The sequence below is a fragment of the Bacillus nitroreducens genome (assembly GCF_964021195.1).
The window spans coordinates 394,130-417,887 of sequence record NZ_CAXHYI020000003.1; the positions used below are offsets into that span (position 1 = coordinate 394,130).

Sequence of the window (23,758 nt, forward strand, 5' to 3'; positions counted from 1 at the left end):
CCCTATTAAATAATTATGTATTTCGCAACAAAAAACATTCCCAATCATATAAATATTTATTAGACAATTAAAAATAGAAAAGCTAATAATTAACGAGCCGTCCTATCCCTCTACATCTACTGATGGAAAGCGAATAGTAACGGTAGTACCACGACCTTTAATCGATTGGAAATGGATGGTCCCATTATATTTTTCAATAATTGTAAAACAAATCATCATTCCCAAACCAGTGCCTTTACTTTTTAACGAGTAAAAAGGTGTCCCTATAGAGGCCACTTCTTCTTCTGACATACCTACTCCATAATCAATGACTTTGATTACCACAGACTTCTCTTCTCTTTCAGCTGTTACAAGTACGGCATCTCCTATACGGGAAGCCTCAATTGCGTTTTTTATAATATTAATAAAAACTTGTTTTAACTCAATTTTGTTAGCGGAGATGTGACATTCGCCTGTAACCTCTAATTTGATCCGATTTTTATGTAAATGTCCATAGGAATAAAGTAAATCTGTAACCTCCCTAAGAACATCCCTAATGTCTACTATATCTGTTTCTCCATTTTTTTCTGGCTTTGCTAACGATAAAAGTTGAGAAATGACATGTTCAGCGCTATTCAATTCATCAATCATCAATGTAACATGTATTTTTTGTTCAGAAGAAAACGAATTTTCTTTCTCAAAAACTTGCAAAAATCCCTTCACAACCGTCAGAGGATTCCTAATTTCATGAGCTACCGCAGCAGCTAATTGTCCAGATATCTTCAAACGTTCAGACTGCTTTATTTGTTCGTAATACACTCTTTGTTGCTTCATTCTTTCATTTGTTAGATAAAAGATAAAATAGATGAGTACTTGGCTAGCAGTAAAATTAATTAAGCTCCCTACTAAGTCTCGCTCTAAATAGATGTATTGTTGCTCTTGATTTATAAAAAGAATATATCCAAACAAAAACATGACTAAGACATAGTTTAATACCAATGAAAAATAAAATAGCTTTTTATCAAATAACAAAATGGAAAGGGCAGGTATAAAACAAAGAAAAATAAAGGCAGAACCCGTTTCTGGATATAATAGAAAAATGGTATAAAAGTATATGGATGTTACCAGGATTATACAAAGTCTAAGAGTACCTGTACTCTTTTTAGGATAAAGCAAGAGACACACAGACAAAACGAACACGAGTATAACATGTATAATGTAACCAAGATTGTATTCTCCAACATACGGGTTATCAATGAATAAGCCCATTAACATGATGGCTATAATAATCCAAACGACAATATAGTATATTTTTTTATGTAATTGATTCGTTAACTCCTTCATACTTACCTCTTTATGCATTAATTTACACCCATCTTTTAAATATACCATTTATTGTGTTGTAATAGACAATCAATAGTATTTGTTGATAAATATTTCAAATACAAACTGTGAATCGACAAAAATATTGGGAATTCGACAAAAGCGGTTGACCTTTTATTCAGAAACCTATAGACTTTTTACATATTTCTAAAAAAATGAGGGTTCGTTAATGAAAGAAGTATTATTTAGGAAAAAAAATCTCGGGGAGTTACTTAAAAATAAAGGAAATATCCAGTTACCAAAAACGCTAGGTGCCTTTGACTTAATGCTGCTTGGTGTGGGTGCCATTGTCGGTACTGGGATATTCATTCTTCCTGGGACAGTAGCCGCGAGTCACGCTGGACCAGCTATCGTTTTTTCCTTTATTATTGCTGCTATCGTCTGTGCATTGGCAGCCATGTGTTATTCAGAATTTTCTTCTACCGTACCCGTAACGGGTAGTGCCTATACGTATGCTTACATCGTATTTGGTGAGTTAATCGCTTGGTTAGTTGGATGGGCTCTGTTGTTAGAATATGGACTAGCAGTTGCGGCAGTTGCAACAGGTTGGTCTGCCTATTTAAGTGCCTTGTTAGAAGGTTTTAATATTACCATTCCAAAGGCAATCTCTGGTTCATTTAATCCAGCTGATGGAACATATGTAAATGTACCAGCTATAGCGATTATATTTGCCACTGCTTTTCTCTTATCGCGTGGAATTAAAGAATCCACGAAGGTTAATATGATCATGGTATTTATAAAAGTAGGTGTGATTCTACTCTTTATTGGAGTAGGTATTTTTTATGTTAAACCTGATAATTGGCAACCATTCATGCCTTTTGGAATGAGTGGGGTTATAAGTGGGGCGGCCCTTGTTTTCTTTGCTTATCTTGGGTTCGACGCCGTTTCATCGGCTGCAGAAGAAGTAAAAAATCCACAACGTAACATGCCAATCGGAATTATTGGATCATTATTTATCTGTACCCTACTTTATGGAGCTGTTTCCCTTGTTTTAACTGGGATGGTTTCATATACAAAACTGAATGTAAGTGATCCAGTTAGCTATGTGATGCAGTTGGTTCAACAAGATTGGGTGGCTGGTGTTATATCACTTGGTGCAGTCGTTGGAATGATGACTGTTATTCTTGTTATGTCCTATGGAGGAACTAGACTACTATACGCGTTTGGCCGTGATGGATTATTACCGAAAAGTATGTTCGAACTTAGTAAAAAATATAAAACTCCCGTTAAAAATACATGGGTATTTGCAACACTCGTAGCTTTTTGTGCTGGCTTCATTCCATTATCTAAACTAGCCGAATTGGTCAACATTGGAACCTTAATCGCATTTATGATTGTTTCAATCGGTGTTATTTACTTGAGAAAGAATAAAAACTTACCTACCACTGGTTTTAAAGTCCCTTTCTTTCCACTCTTACCGATTGTATCTTTCTTATCATGCATATTCTTAATGTCCCAGCTCTCAACCTTCACATGGATTGCATGCGGAATTTGGTTTATAATTGGAATCCTATTCTATTTCATATATGGCCAAAAGCACAGCAAGATGAATTAGAACATGGGGACGGTTCTACTGTTCTCCTATTTTTTTCCACACGCTTACTATCGAAAATATAAACCATTATTAAAGCACCAACCCAGCAGGGTTGGTGCTTTGCTATAATCCTTTTTATAGATAATCAGAAGTATCGATCAACCTTTACAATTCAACTATTTAATATCAATATTTCCTTTAAACGGTTGGTTCATTGCTACAATTTGAGGTTCACCGCTTGCCGTTTCACCTTCCCAAACTACGAAAGAAGCTACCCACTTATTCGAAGGGTTCTGGCTATCATTCTTTGTAAGTACCGTCCGAACCGTATACGTTTTGCCTTGTTTATCTTTTCCCTGCCATTGCAATGTTACTGTTTCAGATGTCGCTAACCATTCTAACTCTTCAAAGCTAACATCGATCCCTCTTGGTGTTGTATGCAACCTTGAACTTCCACTCACAACACCCTCTTGATCTCGCTGCCAATTAATCTGTGTATGAATTCGATGGACATTAGAGCCGGGTTTAGACGACTCTACCTGAACTTGTACATGTCCGTTCACTTTTACCTCAGTAGCTTCTGCTACATATTTTGCGATCTTCGCTTCTGTAATGCTATTCCAAGCATTGGCACTATTGCCATGTCCTAAGATACGTACATATCTAGCTGGTGTCTTGTCGAAATTGAACATTTCCAGCTCTAGTGTATTGCCATTGCTCTGACCGCTGAATTTTCGCTCCCATTGCTCTCCATCGACAGAAAGCTCAATATCAATGAGTGATCTCCGCTTATCACCATTGTGAAAAGCCAATAGAACAGAACTGATGGAGTGAACTTCTCCTAGATCAAACTGAACCCATTGTTCCCCTTCTGCGGACCAGCGTGTACTTAGATCTCCGTCCAACATATTTTCTGGAACGTTTCCATCATCAGCACTTGCTACAACTTCTGCGATGTCTACATATTGAAGTTGATCAGGTTGTAAGGTTTGCGTGTAAGTTAACACATATTCAGTAATAATCCCAGGATTATCCTTGTTCTCGACCTGAATCACTGTTCGATCAGATAGTTTCTCCGCTTGAATAATGTGGACATTATGTCCGCCTTCTGCTGTTACATAAGGAGCATCCAACATATCAAGAGGTATTTCTACCTGATAAGCAAATTTCTCAGGATCAAAACCTTCAAGTGGAACACCATTGACATGAATCATTTGGATAGTGGACAAATGGTCCGCCTCTGGTGTATCCAGAGCCTCTCCACCAACTGGAGTTTCCGCAATGTTTTTAATGGCCACTTCACCTAAACGATCCTTTAGTTGCTGTAAATACAAGCTTTGTGGTGCAACATGTTTGCCATGACTATCCCAATAAGCATCTTCACGCGGCCGTGGATCATTATCGTTTGGCCAATTTCCTTGACGACGTTCACCTACATGACCGATTGCATAGTTTTGTGCAGTCGGCGGTGATTGTGCAATTAAGTTCCCTTCCGTGTTCCATGCCACATAATTGGCTCCTGACCAACCATGTCCTGTACCGTACGAGGCACGATCTTGGAAGGCTATATTACCTTTGATATTGTCGTATAAGCCCCCTACAGACCAACGATGATGCGGTTCACTATTGGTGTATTCATTCTCAGATGTACTATCCAAAAACACATTAGGACCTGGTACACGTGAATTAACGACAAAGGCATGTCTAAAATGTTCCGCATGAACACGTTGTGTCAATGCCAATTGACCACTGTAATTATAGGCATATCGACGTGAACCCGCAATTTCTCCAACTGGTTCTAACGCACGGCTATCTTGAACCGTAATCCCTTTTGCGTTTCTCCCAATGTCAGCTAGGGCATATTCCAAATGGAATGCATCAATATTTCGCACCCATGCATCTTTGACATTATTTAAGGATACAAAATTTCTTGCTTTATTCTCATCCGCGTAATAATCTTCGCCATTATGTTGCTTAATCACGCTTGGGTCAAATTCTACCTTCACACGCAGGTTCTCAACACCAACGTTCTCAATTCGACCTTCATCTGTATATTGAAAAATCTCACCTCCGCCCCACTGGCGTTCGATTGCATTCGCAATTGGCGCATCAACCGTAATGGAATTACCATCAATCTCTGTAATCACCCGGTCAAAGTCAAGGGAAAACGGTGACCATTGTACAATACTCTCTCCACCTATAATTTGGTCCATATCAATCTCATGAATCCATTGATCGTTCCCGTGTCGGCGTACCATTACAGTGTCGCCAACCTTAAACCCTGAGGCATCTTCCACCTTAAAAGTACGAGCCCCTGCAGGCACATATAGCTCCGTAATCTCAGTACCACTATTTTCAACAATCGTCGGAGCGCCCGAACCAATCACTTGTAAAACATCTCTAGATTTTTTGCCTGTAGCATAAAGTATCGTGCCATCTTCGCCAGAGCCCTTTCCTCGAAGAACCACTCCATCAGCAGAGATCGTTAGCGTCTCACCAACTTCGAACGTTCCACGTTCTAGCACAACCGCTCCGCGGAATCCATCCTCCATAATTGGCATTTGGGATACTCGATCGATAGCATCCTGGATACGTGCCGTATCATCTCCTTCTCCTGGTTCTACAACGACTCTAGCCTGTACATCTGGAAGTTTCACACCTCCGCCTTTATAGCCGCTATGCGAGAAATCTAAGATACGATTGCCCTTATAATCTGGCACATATTGCATTTTGCCGTCTTCACCAAGATAAGCGATTTTACTCTGGCCTTCCGTAATGTCTTCAGAATTGCGTACAGTAAAATAAAAAGTGTCATAAACTGGTGCTTGATTCGTCGGAGTCAACGTCAACTCCAGCTTGTAGGTACCTTCTGTATCCGCTGTTCCTGAGATCAATAACTCTCCGTTTTCATTCTTATCTAATTCCAGAGAAACTGGCTGTTCAGATTTCCCTGTGCTGTCCAGTAATTGCCCTTCAATTTTCACATCTGTGTATGCTCTCATTTGCAATGCTGGGAAGCTTTTTCCCTGCTCTAGCACTGCAGGCTGACCAATCTTCGAAATGATGTCTTCACCTGACCAACTCGCATCAATGATGACATCATCCTTGTAATTTTTCACCACTACAAAGATTTCGGTTGAACGACTCCGCGAACCAAGTTCGACAGTCGCCCCCACTTTTGCCACTCCATGACCAACGACCGTCATTTTCCCGTGTTCATCTACCTCCACAATTTGGGTATCTGAGCTTTGATAGCTAACAGTTGCCTCTGATAAATCAGCCTCACCACCATCAGACATTTTCCCAGAAACACTCAATTGATGCTTGTCCCCAATCTCCAATTCGATTTCATCCCAAAAACCATAAGTTGTACCACTATCCTTAAGTGATACTTCTGTTAAAACACTGGCAGGTGCAGGAGTTGGCTCTTCATCCACATGGTAGATTTCTAATTCATATAGAAGAGCGACTCCAGTAGCATTGGGAGCAAAGCCGATTCGTACATAACGCGAATTCACAGGTTCGATTACAAAATTTTCAATTGTATTAGCAGGGGGAAACCCATGTACATATGCTTCTTCCCAGTTTTCTCCATCGCTAGAATATTCCACAGAGTATTCATTAATAATTTCTTCATTTACATTCAAGACTACTTTATTCCATTCTGTTTCTTCACCTAAATCTACTGTAATAGTTGGTCGAGCATCCCCCGAAAGGGCACGCCAAAACGTTTTTACATCACCATCCACCGCGTTGGATCCTGGTGTTCCACAACTATTACAAAAGCTCGTGACCGTAACGTTTTTACCTAATGCAAGATTTTCATTATTTTCTGCTGCATGGCTACTTGGCAAATGTAAGAAGATTGCACCTAATACAGTCATAAACACTACCATTACATGTACACTAAACCGAAACCGCTTCACCCTCATACCCTCTCCTAACTTTGATTGTTTTCTAAAAAACTATTAAACTCGTATTGTATTTATCCATGTATCAGCTCCTTTGTTCGCACGATATGTAAGCGCTTACTACAAGAGGAGTCTATCATGTGACCGGAAAAGTATGGTATTGGTTTAATTACGTATAATTGTGTTATTTTTGGATTTTTCTGAAAATGATTAAAAAGACCCATTACTACCTTTTCAAACTCAATCAACTACCATGTAAAAATACCTATAGAATAATTGCATCAAGTATTTTGCTCATTTAACTAAAGGATATAAGCCAGTTACCGTTTCTAACGACTAAATAGGGTATGATTGTTGTCTTACATCAGATAAAATGAAAGCAACACCTATGAGAGGCGTTGCTCTTTAAATAGGCAGTACTTCTTGTTACTTACTCCCTTTTCTCGGTATAAAATTCCGAACAAACCTATATTTTTTCTGATCATGATGTGCGTATAGATAGCCGAATACACTGAAAACAATCGCCCCAATCAAATTGACAAACAAATCCTTCATTGTATCAATTAGTCCAATATCAAGATATCCATCGTAAATAACAGTCTCTATCATATTTCCAGAATCGTCTTTGCTTTCAATAACTGTTCGTTGAATATTCTCTAGATGATGGACATTATTCTTTTCTACACCAATACTAACACTATCGATTCGTTGAACAATTCGGTCTTTCTGCATATCGAGATTCATCCATCGGTCTGCATAGTATTCAAAAAACTCCCACATAACCCCAACTGTCATAGAAAAAGAGAAAGTAACAATCGCAAGAAATAGTGGGGTTAAAGACATACCCTCGGCATTCTTATTTAACAGATAAACGAGAGAAAAACCGACACCTGCAGCTAGAAATCCATTAAGCGTATGAAGCGCTGTATCCCATATTTTGAAATATCCATAAAAATCGCTCAGTTCTCCCAAAATCGTTGAACTAAAAACAAATAATAGAATAATCAATTCCAACACGTTAGGAATTTCAACCCTAAATAACCTTTCTACAAGCAACGGTATAGCGAATAACGCGAGCGTCAGCAATAAAATAAAAGTATTCCCCCACCTTTGCATATAGATTTGACTAATCAGCATTAAAATCACAATTACACGAAACACAACATATACGGCAACGATATTCCTGTCAGCCGTTTTCGTACTACTAGTGAAAAACCTTTTAAATAATTCCACGTATCCATTTCCTCCAATTAAGTATGAGATACATCTCTTTTTTTATATGTTTCTTTAAAAATTTCACCATAAATACTTCTATTCTCACTAAGTAGGGTATTCTAAAATCGATGTCATTAAACAAATTTATTAGCATTAAGTGGTTCTGAAATAAAAATGGACTCTTTCTTTTTTCAAAGAAAGAGTCCAAGTCTGAAGAATTCTTGTATGTAAGTCTCTACTAGGCATCATAATTTGGTTCATCCGATTCACTTGCTCGATAAAAGTCTTGTTCTGCTTCAATATACTGTCGGGTATACTGATTAAATTCTTCTATAATTTTTCCCATCTCTTGGGTACGCATATTTATTTCAAGAATTTGTTGATTAAGGCTTCCAATATCAATTTTTTCATCTTCCAATTGTTGATAGAATGTTTTTTGTAATTGCAACGTTTCATGGTAATCTTTAAAAAACGTATCCATTAATATTTTACGTTCTTTCATAACTGTTAGTAGTTTTGTAGCCTCATTCTTTTGTGCATCATCTTTCATCTTTTTAATGGATTTCTCAATTTTGGATGACGTGTTATAGGCCTTATTAAAACTTTCCTCTGCTTGATCTAATAGCTGTTGTTGTTTGGTCACATATGTTTTTCCGTCTTCAATCTTCTGATGCAACAAGTCCTTATCTGATATAGTTAGATTAATCAAATCATAATAGAGTAACCGAGCATTTTCTCTAGTTTCTAATAGTTCAAGTTGAGTAGTGGAGAATTCTTTTTCTAACTCAGTAGCTTTATCCATTACTTTTTCAATTTTGGTAACCTGTTTTGAGCTGGACTGGCATCCATTCAGTATAAAAGAAAATGCAATCATTAATGTAAGAACAAATCGTACTTTCTTCAAACTTAGGTACCTCCCACTTACTTAACTGGACGACATCGCCCTTCACATGGAAATGTTAATGGAGGAGAGTCGTTAGTTAATATTTTTGTTTTATAGCCTTGTTCTTTCAAATAAGATAATAATTTAGGTAAATGCTTTACGGTCTCTTGTCTATCATGAAGAAGGATGACTGGGGTTAATCCTTTTTGTTTCATTTCTTCAATTTCTTGAATTGTATGTTGAACATAGCTTTTATTGTTCAGCTTCCAATCAAGACTATCAACATTCCAATCCCAAATCTTAAAATTATATTGGGCTAACATATAACGCATTCCTTCTGTTAAATAAGGGATACTTCCATAGGGTAATCGAATCACTTCAGTACTCATCCCTGTAACTTCACTTAAAATCTCTTGGTTTTCCAACATTTCTTCTAATGGAGCAGTTTCGTTACGGTAAATCTTGTATACATCATGAGTCATTCCATGTAAGGCAAGACCAAATCCCTCTTCGTGCATACGTTTCACAACTTCTGGATATTGTTTTATATTTGGGCCGACCATAAAAAATGTAGCATTCATGTGATAATCACTTAAGATATCCAATAATTCGTCTGTAACATTTGTTGGTCCATCATCAAAGGTCAGATAAATGGCATTTTCCTTTTGGTCGATTTTATTTTGCTTTGCATACTCTTTTTTTCTAGTAACTTCACTTTTTTCGTTTGTACTTTCAATAATAGATCGGCTTAAAGTTGAATCAGTAAAAGCTACCAAAGGCTCAACGGAAAACGGGATCACAGCCATTGTATTCTCAGCTTGATTATCTTTTTCTTTCGCTAATTTCTTTTGATTATCACCAAAAAGTCCTGATATAAGTACAATCAGAACAATGAAAAGAACCGAAACTGCAATCTTCCCTCTTCTATTTAACCTCTTACGACTACGCACTTTTTATCCCCCATCACCAGATTGCTATTTATTTTTTACAATTAATTTCATAATTCTACAAAATTTTTACACTACTTATTTACCATATCATAAGTGCTATATTTAATTAAAGAGATTTACTAACAATCTGATAATAGTTTTTGAGTAAATAAAAACTTTTACACAAGGCTTCTTCACGTCATCCCATTATTTTTTTGAAAAAGCTGGATTTTAACTAGAAATCTATCATATGATTATTAAGAATAGTTCAAATCGTCCAAAGGGAAGGAGCATTTCCAATGACACAAGAAATAAGACATACATACTATAAAGAATTGATTGACCTAAAAGATGTAAAAGAAGTCGAAGCCCAAATTCAAGGTTTACTCGAGGTTCCGATAGAATCCACTTCTGACCTAGAAAAATGGGTGCAAAGCGAAAAGGATTTAATGGTTAAGATCACTGAGGCAATGACAGGTCACCAAGTCGACTTCTATCGAAATACGGAGGACGCAGACATCAAATCAACATACCTTCACGATCAGCAGGTTATTCAACCTCTTCTAATGAAATATGAAGCAAAATTGAATGAGAAATTCTGTGGATCTCCATATGTAAATCAATTGGATGAAAAACGTTATGGATTGATGCGACGAGTTCGCGAGTCCAAAATGAAACTGTTCAGAGAAGAAAACATTCCATTAATGGTGCGAGAACAAGAGTTATGTACGAGATATAGTGAAATCATGGGAGGATTAACCGTTGAATGGGAGGGAGAAGAAAAACCTTTTCCATTTATCCAATCCCAACTTGATAATCTTGATAGGGCTGTAAGAGAAAAAGCATATGTCAAGATAGGATCTACCTTTCGTCAAATTAAACCCGAAATGGATGCCATTATGGATGAGCTCGTTCAACTACGTCATCAAATTGCATTAAACGCAGGTTTTGAAAATTATCGTGATTATATGTTTGTAGCTAAAAATCGCGAGTACAGTGTCCAAGATTGTTATGATTTTCATGAGAATGTAGAAAAGCATATTATCCCCGCATGGGATCGACTTGCAGACGTCTTTAAGTCCAAGCTTGGTGTCGATACCTATCGCCCTTGGGATAACTCCGCAAAGTTGATGAAAAAACCACCTTACTCAGAAGTGACAGAGCTTATGGATGGTGTTTCTGAAATGCTAGGGAAGACCGATCCATATTTTAAAGATCGTTTCGATTACATGAGAGAAAATGGGTTACTAGATCTCGGCGACCGAAAAGGAAAAAGCCCTGGTGGCTTCTGTACTTCCTTACCTGTTTCAGGAGATACCTTTGTGTTTGCGAACTTTAGCCCTTCCTTCTTTTCTTTAATTGCATTAATTCATGAAATGGGCCATGCGGTGAATGGATACCTCGAGTTTTCCAAACACGGACCTATTGAAGACTATCAACATCGTATGGAAGTGGCTGAATTGTATTCGCATGGGATGGAATTGCTCCTTCTGGATAAACTTGATCGTTTTTATCCAGATGAGGAAGATTTTAAGAATGCACAACGTGAAGAGTTAAAACGAGCATTTACAATGTTATATGGTCCATTATCTGGAGACCTCTTCCAGCATTGGATGTATACGAATCCTCAACATACAGCAAAAGAGCGTGATGAAAAATACTTTGAAATCTCAAAACGCTATGGCTTACATCCAGTCGATACGTCTGGGCTAGAAGAAGTAATTGGAATGAGCTGGATAGGCACTTTACATTATTTCGAAGTACCTTTCTATAATATTGAATACTCCATTTCAATGCTTGGTGCACTACAATTACTTGAAAATTATCAAAAGAACCCTGAGCAAGCTATCGAAGCCTTTAAAAAAGGCGCAGGTGCGGACTACAATCAATCGATCGCAGCTATTTATCAAGAAACTGGGGTAGACTTTGATTTTACAGAGCCAGCGGTTAAGCGAATGGGTGAATTCCTAGAAAAAGTTATTCAAGAGATTCATTAAGATAGTTGGAACACTTAGGACGGTTCTAAATATGGTCCATTCAGGAAGTGTTCCCCAAATTGAGGTACAACTAGTGAGTTTTTCTAGTTGTGCTTTTTTGTGTGAAGGGTGAAAGTAGGAAAGGATTTTGTTCACTGTCAGAATAATAGGGTACTAGCTAAAAGACCCATACTTCGTCCATTTAACCTGACGAAATAAGGGTCGATTTTGTGAATGGGAAGAGTATAGAATGATTGACGAGATACATTCTATACTTTATTACAACTCGTTTTATTGATCGATTGTTACCATTTTTAATGGAGCTGCAATGAGTTCCTCAACTTTATTCCCTTGCAAGATATCTCTTGCAGCATCTATAGCTAACTTTCCAATTAAATCTGGTTGTTGAGCTACTGTTGCTTCCATTTTCCCTGCTTTTATTGCATTGAGTGCATCTTCATTTCCATCAAATCCGATGACCTTAATATCTTTTCCAGAGCTATTAATCGCTTCTAACGCTCCTAATGCCATTTCATCATTATGTGCAAACACAGCTTTAATATCTGGATTTGCTTGCAATAGATTTTCCATCACAGTCAAGCCCTTTGTCCGATCAAAATCAGCCGCTTGTTTTGCGGTTACATTTAATTGTTGATCTGCAACATTATGAAATCCCTGACCCCGTTCACGAGTTGCAGATGCCCCAGGCACTCCTTCTAATTCAGCGACAAGCACATCTTTACCTAGCTTTTCTACTATATAGTTGGCAGCCATTTCCCCGCCTTTTATATTATCCGAAGCAACTAATGTCTCTACTTTTCCGTTATCAGCAGAACGGTCCAAAGTAATCACTGGTATCCCAATATTATTAGCTGATTGAACCGCTGTTGAAATGGCAGCAGAATCGGTTGGATTAATGAGTAGAGCATCTACACCTTGCTGGATTAGATCTTCTACATCATTTACTTGCTTAGCGGAATCATTCTGCGCATCGACAATTATGACTTCCATTCCCAAAGCTTCTGCTTCATTAACCACCCCATCTTTTAAGGAAACAAAAAATGGGTTATTTAATGTAGAAACTGATAAACCTATTTTTATATCTTCCAAACTATCTTTTTTATCTGGTTTTGCCCACTCAGGAGGTTCCATTGAACAAGCACTTAGGAGCAAAAGTGTTAGTGATAAACATACAACGATTAATTTTTTCATCTAAATCTCTCCTTATGCTATTTCTTACGGTCAAGTAATACAGCAAATAATATTACGATCCCCTTCACGACCATTTGATAAAACGATGATACTCCAAGTAGATTCAATCCATTGTTTAATGTCCCGATAATTAAAGCACCAATCAATGTCCCAACAATTCTTCCTTTACCACCCGCTAAGCTTGTCCCACCTAGTACAACTGCAGCAATTGCATCAAGTTCGTATGATGTACCTGCAGTTGGTTGAGCTGAATTTAAACGAGATGTTAGAATTGCTCCAGCTAAAGCTGCAAGCATTCCTGAAAGGCCATAAATCATGACTTTTACTCTCGGTACTTTAATCCCTGAAATAAGGGCGGCTTTTTCATTTCCACCAATTGCATATGTTTTACGTCCAAATGGAGTTTTGTGAAGGACTATATAAAGTACAATAAATGTGATCATCATTGTGATGGCTGGAACAGGTATTCCAAGAAAATAACCGCGTCCAAATAATTGAAATAATTCATTTTCCCCAAGTCCAGTAATTGGGTTACCACCAGTATAAACAAGTGTAAGTCCCCTAAAGATTGTCATTGTTGCTAGTGTCACAATAAACGGAGCCATTTTTCCTTTTGTAATGAACAATCCGTTAACAATTCCCATCAAACCACCGAGAATACAACCTATAAAAATAGCAAGAATCGGGTCTACACCTGATACAATCATTCCTGCCGTTAAAGCACTCGATAAAGCCAGAATAGCTCCGACAGATAGATCAATCCCACCTGTTAAGATAACAAAAGTCATACCAAAGGCTATTAGTGCATTAATGGAAACCTGCCGTAATAGATTTAAAATATTTAATGGTTCTAGAAAGCTAGGATTTAATACAGAAACGATTACAATTAATAAAATTAAACCTAAAAACGGTCCTAACTTTTGAGTGATAGTATTCATCATCGTTGTCTTAGTAGGTTTTACTCCTGCATTCATGGAATTCATGTTACTGACCTCCTGTTGCTAATGTCATAATTTTTTCTTGAGACGCATCTTCTTTCATTAATTCGCCTGTCACTTTTCCTTCATGTACGACGAGAATTCGATCACTCATACCCAGGATTTCAGGTAATTCGGAAGATACCATAATGATTGCCACGCCTCGATCGGTAAGTTCATTCATCAATTGATAAATTTCTCGTTTTGCTCCAACATCTACTCCCCTAGTTGGTTCATCTAATATTAGTATTTTCGGACCTATGCCAACCCACTTAGCAATGACCACTTTTTGCTGATTTCCACCGGATAACTTGCCAACTGCAATTTCTGCTGACTCGGTCTTAACAGTTAGCCGTTTGATTAACATTTGGACAAAATCAGATTCATCTTTTTCATTAATAATCCCTTTGGGAGCAAAGCTTGATAGGGTTGGTAACACCATATTATCTTTTATTGAAAAATCGAGAATTAACCCTTCATCTTTTCGATCTTCAGTAATAAATCCAATTCCAGATTTAACAGCTTGTTCTGGTGATTTAATCGTTACTTTCTCACCGTTCAGCCAAATCTCTCCTTTATCGATTGGATCCAGACCGAAAATAGCTCTCATGATTTCAGTCCTACCAGCTCCCATTAATCCAGATACCCCAACAATCTCTCCTGCTTTAACAGAAAAACATACATCTTCAAATTTTCCTTTTTTCGTTAAACCCTTTACTTGAAGAACTGTATCGCCAGGGGTTGGATTTCGTTTAGGAAATCGATCGGTTAATTCCCGTCCAACCATTTTACGTACAACCTTATCAAAGTTTGTTTCGGGAATTGCTTTTGTATCAACTGTTTTTCCATCACGCATTACTGTAATCCTGTCACAAATCGTAAAAATCTCTTCCATTCGATGAGAAATATAGACAATGGATACGCCTTCTTTTTTCAATGAAGCAATCACTTCAAAAAGTTTACTTATTTCCCTTTCAGTTAATGCTGCTGTTGGTTCATCCATAATTATGACCTTTGCATCCGTCATTAAAGCCTTTGCGATTTCAATCATTTGCTGTTCTCCAACAGAGCAAGACCCTGCTTCCTTATCTAAAGAAATGTTTACCGCTAATCTATTAAACTGTTTCTTGGCTAGCGCTTTCATCTCTTTGGTTCTTAAAAGACCAAATGAATTTTTTAGTTCTTTTCCAATAAACAAGTTTTCTAGAACAGTCATATCAGGCCAAATATTCAATTCTTGATGAATAAACGTAATCCCAAATTGCTCTGCTTCTTTAGGGTTCTTAAAATAGGTTTCTTTCCCATCAATTGTGATCGTTCCTTTATCGCGAGAATGTAGCCCAGTCAATACATTCATCATAGTCGATTTACCAGCGCCATTTTCCCCCATTAGGGCGTGTACTTCTCCAGCTTCTAATTCAAAATCAACACCTGTCAAAACTTGATTGGTACCAAATGCTTTATAGATGTTTTCCATCATAATTTGCATGTTAATCACCTCAATTATTAGAAAAATACTCCTGATTGCAATATACAGTTCGCATATGGTTTAATTTCGCCCGTACGAATAACTGCCTTTGCTTGTTTCGTTAATTGCTTAAATTCCTCATGGGAAACTTGTTCTATTGGTAACTCTGCAAATTTTTCTTTTAAAATGCCCGCTTGTTCAGGGTTTTCACGTTCAATCTCAGAGGCAATCACCACTTTTTCAATGACCATATCTTCTGCAACTGCATGTACGACATCATTAAATGAAGGAAAGCCAGGTTTGATCGCTAAATCAATTTTCGTAACTCCTTCTGGAATAGGTAGGCCTGCATCCGCTATTACAATAAAATCTGTATGCCCAAGGTCGGTTAAAACCTTGGAAATATGACTGTTTAATATTCCTAAACGCTTCATTTTATAAACACCCTTCAACTTCTTCTCTTGTTGGCATGCCACCCTGTGCACCAAATTTTGTTACAGATAATGATGCAGCACGATTAGCAAAACGAATACTATCTTGAATGTTTTTTCCTTCCGCTACTGCAACAGCAAATGCAGCATTAAATGTATCCCCTGCCCCTGTTGTATCAACAGCCTCAACAGAGTACGATGGAACAACCACTTCTTTTTCACCATCGTGATAACGGACTCCGTTTTTACCTTCTGTAACTAATAATTTATTTGGATACTTTTTTAATACTTCATGAATATCCTCGTTTTCAAAAAGGATTGATGCCTCTGTTTCATTTGGCGTTATATAAGTTGCCTTTTCTATCACCGATGTTTTAATAGGTCGAGCCGGTGCTGGATTAAGTAAGAGTGGAACATCATTTGCAAAACAAATTTCTGCCACATATTCCACCGTTTCCTCAGGAATTTCTTGCTGGATTAATACAATATTGGATGTACGTATTGTATCTATTGCTTTTTCAACAAAATCAGGTGTGACAGCATCATTAGCACCTTTTACCACGATGATGCTGTTATCACCATCTGCAAGCGTAATATGTGCTGTCCCTGTTTCAAAATGTGTAACCCGTTCCACATTGTTTATAAGAACATGATTTTCAGTAAAATTCTTGATTATCTCTTCACCAAATCCATCATTCCCTACACATCCTACCATTGACACTTCAGCGCCTAGTCGGGCAGCTGCGACAGCCTGGTTGGCGCCCTTGCCACCAGGTACTGTCTTAAAACTCTCACCAAGAATTGTTTCTCCTTTCATTGGACGCTTTGAAGCGGTTACAACTAAATCTATAGACGAACTTCCAATTACAGTCATTTTAACCATCTTTCTCAACCCTTCTTGTCGTTTCTCGTTCAATAAAAGCCACTGGCATTTGAATATTTTTTTCGGTTATTGGTTGTTTTTCAATTATTTTTATCAACAATTTTGCTGCTTCTCTTCCCATATCATAGGCTGGTTGCCTAATGGTAGAGAGTGGTGGATATAGCAATTTGCTAAGTGGAATATCATCGTAGCCGATAATTTGCAAATCCTCTGGAATTGATTTTCCCCTCCTAAGTGCTTCATGTAACACTGCTGCCGCACTTAGATCATTACTTGCAATTACACCATCAGTATCTGGAAAATTGTCAAATAAAGTTTTTGCAACTCTTTCAGCATCATTAAAGCTGAAAGATGAGGAGATCACTTGAAAATCCACATTCGAATTACAAAGTTCTTCAACAGCACCTTTAAATCTATCCTGCGCCGTTCGCATTTCCATGGGACCTCTAAGGACAGCAATTCGTTTGCTACCACGTCTGATTATTTCTTTAGCTGCTAATCTTCCTCCAGCAAAACCATCTGCATAAACAGAAGGATAACTATTTGTATTACGGTCTAGAAATACTACAGGAAAAGATAAGTCTTCATAATGTTTTGTATCTACCTGGGCTCTAGCTGAGATAACACCTGTTACATTATTTTGCTTAAAGGTCTGTATATAATCGATTTCTTTCTCAGGTTTTTCATCGGCATTACCAATAATTAAATGAAGCCCTTGTTCTTGCACTTCATCCTCTACTCCCCGAGCTAGCTCAGGAAAAAATGGATTTCGGATATCTGGAAGTAATAATCCGATTAATCTTGATTTTTTCTTAAAAAGCGATCTTGCCACTTCATTTGGTTTATAGTTTAATTCTTTAATTGCTTCATTTACTAATTTCCTAGTATCTTCATGTGCATAGCCTTTATTGTTAAGTACTCTTGAAACAGTCGCCACGGATACTCCGGCTCTCTTCGCGACATCTCGTATCGTAGCCATTCATTCACCCCACAATGAGTAACCTGCTATGTAATCCGATTGTGTAACCGGTTACAGATAGTATGTTAGCATAATTTTTTTAGTGATACAATATTTATTTTTAAATTGACTGTTTTGGTTTGCCTCCAAAGACATAATCATAGTGAGTAGGGTCTAGTATACCTTTAGCTAAAAAATAACTCCCCTTAAGGTGAACAGATGATTAATCTCATCTGTCCCTTTAGGGGAGCCTATCACCTTTTGTTAGATTTAAAAATAGCTGTTAAATAAAAACAATCAGTACTTTTATGTTTTTTCTTCATTAGTAGTTGAAACTACGGGTTTGGTTAAAAGCCAACCTTTTCCAAGTACAACCCCTCTGCATCCGCCATGCGACCAGTTTGAATTCTTTCTTTGGATTCGAGAATACTAGGGATTGAGGTAGCATCCTTCTCTTCTAATCCAACTTCGATTAACGTCCCGACAATTTTTCTCACCATATTGTAAAGGAAGCCGTTACCTCTTATTTTAATCTCGATAAAGCCCTCATTTTCATCTATCTTAAGTGAGTATATTTCACGTACCATCGACTTTTTCTTCGACTTTGCATTGGAATAGGATGTAAAGTCATGCTTACCTAGAAAATATTGAGATGCTTTTCTCATTTTTTCGATATCAAGCTTTTCCTCCACATGCATACTGTACTTTCTCATAAAAGGATGTGTATATGGCATATTCCAAATTTTATATAAATAGGTTTTATCTTTCGCATTATAGCGCGCATGAAAACGATCATGAGTTAGCGTAACATCGACGACACTAATATCATTCGGTAGATATTTATTTAAATAATGCATTACTTCATCTTCTGTTGCATTGTTACGCATCTTAAAATTAGCAATTTGACCTAGAGCATGTACACCTGCATCTGTTCTTCCAGACCCGATGATTTCAATCTTTTCTCCTGCCAACTCAGATAATACATTTTCAATTTTTCCTTGGATCGTTTTGTCACTGTTACCAAGACGTTGCCAACCCTTGTAACGGCCACCGTCGTACTGAATGGTTAATTTATAATTGTTCATTACTTTCTCCTTGTTTATATACTTTATCGGTTTAATATCAATCATAATATATAGTTAAAAAATACGCTCTCTTATTATATTGATTTAAAACTTTTGTTCTCTAACACAATTATTTTTTCATTTGACGATCTACCAACTTCCTTTGTGTACTCAACAAGTTGGAGAATATTATTACAGCATTGTTTCGCCCCTAACACTAATAAGGGAACCCCAATAAAGTCAATATGTAACCCTCGAGAAAATAATCCTCCCATCGTCATTGCAAATGGAACAGTTGGAGATGTATTGGAAAAAATAATTTTTTCATGTACTCCATATTTTTGTTGCATTAATACACTTATGTTTTTTAATGCTGGAATCACTAACTTATTCCTTTTTCGACCAATCGTATAAACAGCATTACCCTCTTCATCACATCCATGATAAATAAGTTTACCAAAGTCATCCTTCGATAATTTATTAAAATAGTCAACTTGTAATATTTCTTCTTTCGTTAGCTTTCGATTAGTAGGTAATTTTTTCAAATGATACGCTGCAGCTAGTGCCGTACTGTGTGTCCCCGCATAATCATCATAAATATATATCACAAAACCACCCTTTTAATATTAGTGAATTATACATATTATCACCACCTATTTGAACATTCACTCATTCCTACTTAATTCTTACACTTAACGGATTAATAAAAAAAAGAAAGTAGGAAACACTCAATAGGAGAGGTGATATGTACGATGGATTTTCCTACAATACATACAAATGTTTGGGATGCTGTCATCGCCGTTCCCGTCGTATTGGTTGTTACACAACTAATAAAAAGTCTTTTGAAAGTTCCAAAAAAATACATACCTACTATTGCAACTATTTTAGGATTAGGAATATCCATTTTTATTAGTCACCGACACAATCTAGCTGCTGGGATATTTATGGGGTGGTTTTATGGTTCTGCCGCAATAGGTTCATACGCATCTTTAAAAACCTCTATTTTGGCATTTAGAAATGAACAGGAGAATGAATAGCCCGAAAAGGGACTATTTGTTTTGCTTAGGAGTTATATAAGAAATTTTGATGTAAGATATTTATTGATAAATTTAATAACTTTGGGGGAATCCTTCTTGAAGAAAAAATGGGTATTTCTTATAAATATTGTTACAGCTATTATGTTAGTTGGATGTGCTCCATCAAAAGAAGAATCAGATCATAAGAAAAATAATTCCTCAGAACAAGATAAAAACAACGGTGAGAATATCAAACTAAAAGTTGGTAGTGAAGAAGACGATGTAAAAAAAGATGAAAAAAAATAGGTAATGGGCTTGTAATACTTTTATCTAGGAACTACCCTTTTGGGGTAGTTTTTGTTTTTCTGTTGGTTAAGTTTTTTTACACTTGTATGTAAAAAATATACTTTTAAATGTAATAACCTTTCTTTTTTTGAAATGATGAAAAAACGTTTTTATATCCTAACTTGTCTATGTTAAGTAAAAAGTAAAGCTGTCTACCGACAGCTTTCAGTTAAAAACACTTCAACTAATTTCTTAACTCTTTGATTACGTCATTTTTTACTTTAGTACCCTACTTAACAAAAGGACTATATCATGATTCATGTATTCTTATAAAGGATTATTACAGAGCTGGATCTTCCGATGACAAATTCTTTCAATCAACTTCGCTTCATGACTGACAACGACTATCCCCATGTCTCTTTTTCTGGCAATTTGTAGTACAGCATCCCAGATTTGAGCTTGTGTAATGGCATCTAGCATAGTTGTCATCTCATCGGCAATCAAGAAGCGTGTGTTTGGTCCCAATGCTCTTGCGACACAAAATCGCTGAAGCTCTCCTCCAGATAACTCATTGGGCCAGCGCTCGAGCCACTCTTTCTTAATCCCAAATAGATCGAGTAGCTCTTGATCTGGTTTCCATCCTTCATTCAGTATTTTTTTCATCTTCCAACGAGGATTAACGGCTTTTTCTGGATGCTGAAAGATTAATTGAATCGGTTGATAGCCACTGTTTCGTAATGGTTCTCCACCGACCGTTATATTTCCCTTAACTGGCTGTTGAAACCCCGCTAATAGTCTACAAAATGTTGACTTTCCGCAACCACTTGGTCCTGTGATTCCTACGATTTCACCTGGCCTTAACGTTAAATCGACATCTTGAAACAGCCATGGTCCATTTTCATAACGAAATCCAATCCCTTTTGCTTCAATTTGCATGGAAACACCTCACCATTCCATCCCTGAGTTCTCTCATTTCTGGATTCTTTTCTCGGCATTCAGGGGTAGCCATCGCACATCGAGGAGCGAATAAACATCCCTTAGGCAATTCGTTTGGGTGGGGCTGAGAACCTGGAATTGGAATAAACTCATTTTGGGGAAGGGCTCTCCACAACGCCTTCGTGTAAGGATGTCTTAACGCCTCTCCCTTATCCAGAAAATTTTCAACTGGAGCGATTTCAACAGTCGTTCCAGCATAAAAAACAGCAATTTTATCCGCAATTTGAAGGGCGGATTCGATATCATGTGTAATGAACATGACCGCACTCCCGTTATCAGCAAACTCTCGGATATTCTGCAACGCCTCTTTCATGACGACAGGATCCAGGCCTGGGGTAGGCTCATCTGCAATAATCACTTTCGCTCCGCTCACCATCGCAGTTGAGAGAAGTACTCGCCGTGCCATCCCGCCAGAAAGCTGAAACGGATACATTGTTTCAACTTCTTTTCTTAAATGATAGCGTTCAAACACCTTACGTTGAACTTCGGTTGCATCTTTATTTCCTTTCACAGATGTCCGCACTTGTTTGCCAACTCGCATTAATGGATCCAGAAAACTTACCGACTGAGGGACAATTGCGATTTCCTTTCCCCTTAACGCTTTTTGACGATTAGGGGTTAATATTTCACCTTCATATTTAATTGTTCCACTTGTCCTTGCATTGCTTGGAAGAATACCCAAAATGGCATGTGCCAACAGGCTTTTCCCTGATCCACTTGCCCCAACAACAGCAAGGATTTCACCTTCTTCTATTGCAATATTCAAGCTCGAAATCACTTGATTATGAACCTGTTTAAAAGCTTTGTATTGCTTAAACGAAACAGATAAATTCTCTACTTCAAGGATTGGCATTTCACAACTCCTCTACGATTAATCATGTGCTCTAACTGGATCCATTAGCATTCTGATGTTTTCTCCAATATGATCAAATGCCCTCACAATCAACAGCAAACTTAGCCCTGGGAAAAAGGCAAGCCACCACATACCAGAAGACAAGTATTTCATCGATTCGGAAAGAATAATCCCAATTGCAGGTTCATGAGGAGACATCCCTAATCCTAAAAATGTTATGGCTGCTTCATGTAAAATAACATGTGGAAACATGAGCATAAAACCAATTAAAAGTTGTGGAAACACATGGGGTAGAATATGATGGATCGCAACCCACCATTTGGATTTCCCCATTTTCTGAGAGATTTGAACATATTCTGCAGAACGAACTTGCAAAACCTCTGCTCGAATCACACGAGCTAAACTTGGCCAATGGGTTAAAGCAAGCCCAATTACAATTCCCTTAAATCCGCCTCCCAATGTAAAAGCAATTAAGATGAGAGTGACAAGATGAGGCACACTTAAAAATAAATCAATAAGCCACGTGACAATCAGATCAGCTACTTTTCCAAGTGTTGCTGCCATGCCTAGAATGAGAGCAATTGCCGTACTCCCAATCGCTCCAATCAGGCCAACCCAAATACTTAATGAAAGACCCATAACCGTTCGGGTAAACATATCTCTTCCTAACCAATCTGTCCCAAACAGATGATGGAAGGTAGGAGACGCATTTCGATTTTGAAGATCGGCCGCTAACTTTCCTTCCTCTACTAAAAAACTTCCTAGTATCACTGTAAGTACGAAAGCAAAGGCTAGTAGAATTGACAATAATGTCCACTGCCTTCTATTTAGAGGGAATCGTCCACTACGAATCTGATTCATTTCGAATGTCCCTCCCTTATCCTCGGATCAACGATTTGGTAGATGATATCTGCTACTAGATTTCCAACAAACACAAATAGAGTGCTAAAAATAACTAAGCCTAATAATAGGGGTACATCTCCTCTTAAGCCTGCTTCAACCGTTGCCTGTCCAAGTCCAGGATATGAAAAGACTTGCTCAGCTAGCACTGCACCACCAAATAATTCACTAAAAGCTGCAAATTGCAAGGTTATCGCTGGTAAGGCTACATTTCTTAATCCGTGTCTCCAAAATAAGATAATGCCTCGTTCACCTCTCGCCCTTGCGAATAAGACATAATCACTAGCCATAACATCAATCAATTTCTGCCTTGTATGCATCGCAATGTTTGCAACACCAACTATACTCAATGTGAGTGCTGGGAGAATGAGATGTTTGATTCTATCCGCTAGCGTTACATCTTCTGCAAGAACACCTGCTGGAACTCCCATACCAATTGGGAACCATTTTAACCAAACAGCAAAAACGATCAGGATCAGAAGCCCCATCCAAAAGGTTGGAGTTGAGGCTAATGTAAAGCAGTACCATTTAATCAATCGATCAACCCACGTACCTCGTTTCATTGCAGCCATTACACCCATGATAAAACCAATGACTCCAGATAAAAGCCAAGCTGATAGCATGAGAGCCAATGAATTTATAAAGCGTTCACCAATGATATCAGCTACAGGACGACGATAAATCATAGAAGTACCTAAATCCCCATGTAACAAAGCTGTACCCCAACTAAAGAATTGCACCATTACTGGCTGATCAAGTCCCCAATATTGTGCGATCATTTCTCGCTGTTCAGGTCCAACCTTCAAGAGATCCGCACCAATATAGGCTTGTATCGGATCAATCGGAGAATTTTTTATTAACAGAAAGGAAATGAAACAAATGGCGACTAGCAAAGACGCCATTCT

At 37.6% G+C, this 23,758-nt stretch carries 21 protein-coding genes; 4 read left to right on the forward strand and 17 right to left on the reverse strand.

Annotated features, from left to right (window positions below):
• Positions 1-102: 102 nt before the first annotated feature.
• Entirely contained in the window at positions 103-1,341 is a 1,239-nt protein-coding gene (locus ACWPVE_RS05670) for an ATP-binding protein (RefSeq protein ID WP_453991499.1), read from the reverse strand.
• Between the two features lie 190 nt (positions 1,342-1,531).
• On the opposite strand from ACWPVE_RS05670, the gene ACWPVE_RS05675 reads away from it, so the two are divergent.
• Positions 1,532-2,917 carry an amino acid permease gene (locus ACWPVE_RS05675; RefSeq protein WP_453991501.1) on the forward strand — a complete coding sequence of 462 codons (1,386 nt, stop codon included), beginning with the start codon at positions 1,532-1,534 and terminating at the stop codon, positions 2,915-2,917.
• A 155-nt stretch (positions 2,918-3,072) separates the two neighbouring features.
• Here ACWPVE_RS05675 and ACWPVE_RS05680 read toward each other — a convergent pair whose 3' ends face one another.
• The 4 genes from ACWPVE_RS05680 to ACWPVE_RS05695 all read right to left on the reverse strand — a co-directional run bounded on the left by ACWPVE_RS05680 (position 3,073) and on the right by ACWPVE_RS05695 (position 9,855).
• Positions 3,073-6,822, reverse strand: coding sequence for a discoidin domain-containing protein (locus ACWPVE_RS05680; RefSeq protein WP_453991504.1), 3,750 nt, complete (start codon positions 6,820-6,822; stop codon positions 3,073-3,075).
• A 411-nt stretch (positions 6,823-7,233) separates the two neighbouring features.
• Positions 7,234-8,040 carry a hypothetical protein gene (locus ACWPVE_RS05685; protein ID WP_453991506.1) on the reverse strand — a complete coding sequence of 269 codons (807 nt, stop codon included), beginning with the start codon at positions 8,038-8,040 and terminating at the stop codon, positions 7,234-7,236.
• Positions 8,041-8,260: 220 nt separating this feature from the next.
• Positions 8,261-8,926, reverse strand: a complete 666-nt coding sequence (locus ACWPVE_RS05690) for a YkyA family protein (protein ID WP_453991508.1) — start codon at positions 8,924-8,926, stop codon at positions 8,261-8,263.
• A 17-nt stretch (positions 8,927-8,943) separates the two neighbouring features.
• Positions 8,944-9,855: a polysaccharide deacetylase family protein gene (locus ACWPVE_RS05695; protein ID WP_453991510.1), complete on the reverse strand. Its 912-nt coding sequence runs from the start codon at positions 9,853-9,855 to the stop codon at positions 8,944-8,946.
• A gap of 278 nt (positions 9,856-10,133) precedes the next feature.
• On the opposite strand from ACWPVE_RS05695, the gene ACWPVE_RS05700 reads away from it, so the two are divergent.
• Positions 10,134-11,831, forward strand: coding sequence for a M3 family oligoendopeptidase (locus ACWPVE_RS05700; RefSeq protein ID WP_453991512.1), 1,698 nt, complete (start codon positions 10,134-10,136; stop codon positions 11,829-11,831).
• A gap of 270 nt (positions 11,832-12,101) precedes the next feature.
• Here the strand turns inward: ACWPVE_RS05700 and rbsB are convergent, their stop codons facing one another.
• From rbsB to ACWPVE_RS05740, 8 genes are all read right to left on the reverse strand, one after another.
• A complete protein-coding gene (gene rbsB, locus ACWPVE_RS05705) occupies positions 12,102-13,022 on the reverse strand; it encodes a ribose ABC transporter substrate-binding protein RbsB (protein WP_453991514.1) in 921 nt (306 codons plus the stop codon).
• Between the two features lie 17 nt (positions 13,023-13,039).
• The gene (gene rbsC / locus ACWPVE_RS05710; RefSeq protein WP_453997380.1) at positions 13,040-13,996 is read right to left on the reverse strand and encodes a ribose ABC transporter permease RbsC; all 957 of its coding nucleotides are present in this window, start codon (positions 13,994-13,996) and stop codon (positions 13,040-13,042) included.
• A gap of 10 nt (positions 13,997-14,006) precedes the next feature.
• Positions 14,007-15,488: a sugar ABC transporter ATP-binding protein gene (locus tag ACWPVE_RS05715; RefSeq protein ID WP_453991516.1), complete on the reverse strand. Its 1,482-nt coding sequence runs from the start codon at positions 15,486-15,488 to the stop codon at positions 14,007-14,009.
• Positions 15,489-15,505: 17 nt separating this feature from the next.
• Positions 15,506-15,901, reverse strand: a complete 396-nt coding sequence (gene rbsD, locus ACWPVE_RS05720; RefSeq protein ID WP_453991518.1) for a D-ribose pyranase — start codon at positions 15,899-15,901, stop codon at positions 15,506-15,508.
• Between the two features lies 1 nt (position 15,902).
• Entirely contained in the window at positions 15,903-16,781 is an 879-nt protein-coding gene (gene rbsK, locus ACWPVE_RS05725; RefSeq protein WP_453991520.1) for a ribokinase, read from the reverse strand.
• Positions 16,774-17,760, reverse strand: a complete 987-nt coding sequence (locus ACWPVE_RS05730; protein ID WP_453991522.1) for a LacI family DNA-binding transcriptional regulator — start codon at positions 17,758-17,760, stop codon at positions 16,774-16,776. Before ACWPVE_RS05730 ends, rbsK begins: the two co-directional genes overlap by 8 nt.
• A gap of 326 nt (positions 17,761-18,086) precedes the next feature.
• Positions 18,087-18,824, reverse strand: a complete 738-nt coding sequence (truA, locus tag ACWPVE_RS05735) for a tRNA pseudouridine(38-40) synthase TruA (RefSeq protein WP_453991524.1) — start codon at positions 18,822-18,824, stop codon at positions 18,087-18,089.
• 74 nt (positions 18,825-18,898) lie between these two features.
• Positions 18,899-19,411 carry a DUF3189 family protein gene (locus ACWPVE_RS05740; protein WP_453991526.1) on the reverse strand — a complete coding sequence of 171 codons (513 nt, stop codon included), beginning with the start codon at positions 19,409-19,411 and terminating at the stop codon, positions 18,899-18,901.
• Positions 19,412-19,555: 144 nt separating this feature from the next.
• Here ACWPVE_RS05740 and ACWPVE_RS05745 point away from each other — a divergent pair, with 144 nt between their 5' ends.
• Together ACWPVE_RS05745 and ACWPVE_RS05750 are read left to right on the forward strand one after the other, a co-directional pair.
• Complete coding sequence (locus ACWPVE_RS05745) at positions 19,556-19,840, forward strand: hypothetical protein (RefSeq protein ID WP_453991528.1); 285 nt, start codon at positions 19,556-19,558, stop codon at positions 19,838-19,840.
• Between the two features lie 96 nt (positions 19,841-19,936).
• Positions 19,937-20,125, forward strand: a complete 189-nt coding sequence (locus ACWPVE_RS05750) for a hypothetical protein (protein WP_453991530.1) — start codon at positions 19,937-19,939, stop codon at positions 20,123-20,125.
• 306 nt (positions 20,126-20,431) lie between these two features.
• Here the strand turns inward: ACWPVE_RS05750 and ACWPVE_RS05755 are convergent, their stop codons facing one another.
• Genes ACWPVE_RS05755 through ACWPVE_RS05770 form a run of 4 tightly spaced genes read right to left on the reverse strand, consistent with a single transcriptional unit; the run spans position 20,432 to position 23,755 of the window.
• The gene (locus ACWPVE_RS05755) at positions 20,432-21,040 is read right to left on the reverse strand and encodes an ABC transporter ATP-binding protein (protein WP_453991532.1); all 609 of its coding nucleotides are present in this window, start codon (positions 21,038-21,040) and stop codon (positions 20,432-20,434) included.
• Positions 21,030-21,953 (reverse strand): ABC transporter ATP-binding protein, encoded by a 924-nt coding sequence (locus ACWPVE_RS05760; RefSeq protein ID WP_453991534.1) that lies wholly within the window; start codon positions 21,951-21,953, stop codon positions 21,030-21,032. The genes ACWPVE_RS05755 and ACWPVE_RS05760 overlap by 11 nt, the downstream gene beginning before the upstream one ends.
• 18 nt (positions 21,954-21,971) lie before the next feature.
• On the reverse strand, positions 21,972-22,814 hold the full coding sequence (locus ACWPVE_RS05765) for an ABC transporter permease (protein WP_453991536.1): 843 nt from the start codon (positions 22,812-22,814) through the stop codon (positions 21,972-21,974).
• Positions 22,811-23,755, reverse strand: a complete 945-nt coding sequence (locus tag ACWPVE_RS05770) for an ABC transporter permease (RefSeq protein WP_453991538.1) — start codon at positions 23,753-23,755, stop codon at positions 22,811-22,813. Before ACWPVE_RS05770 ends, ACWPVE_RS05765 begins: the two co-directional genes overlap by 4 nt.
• Positions 23,756-23,758 lie beyond the last annotated feature (3 nt).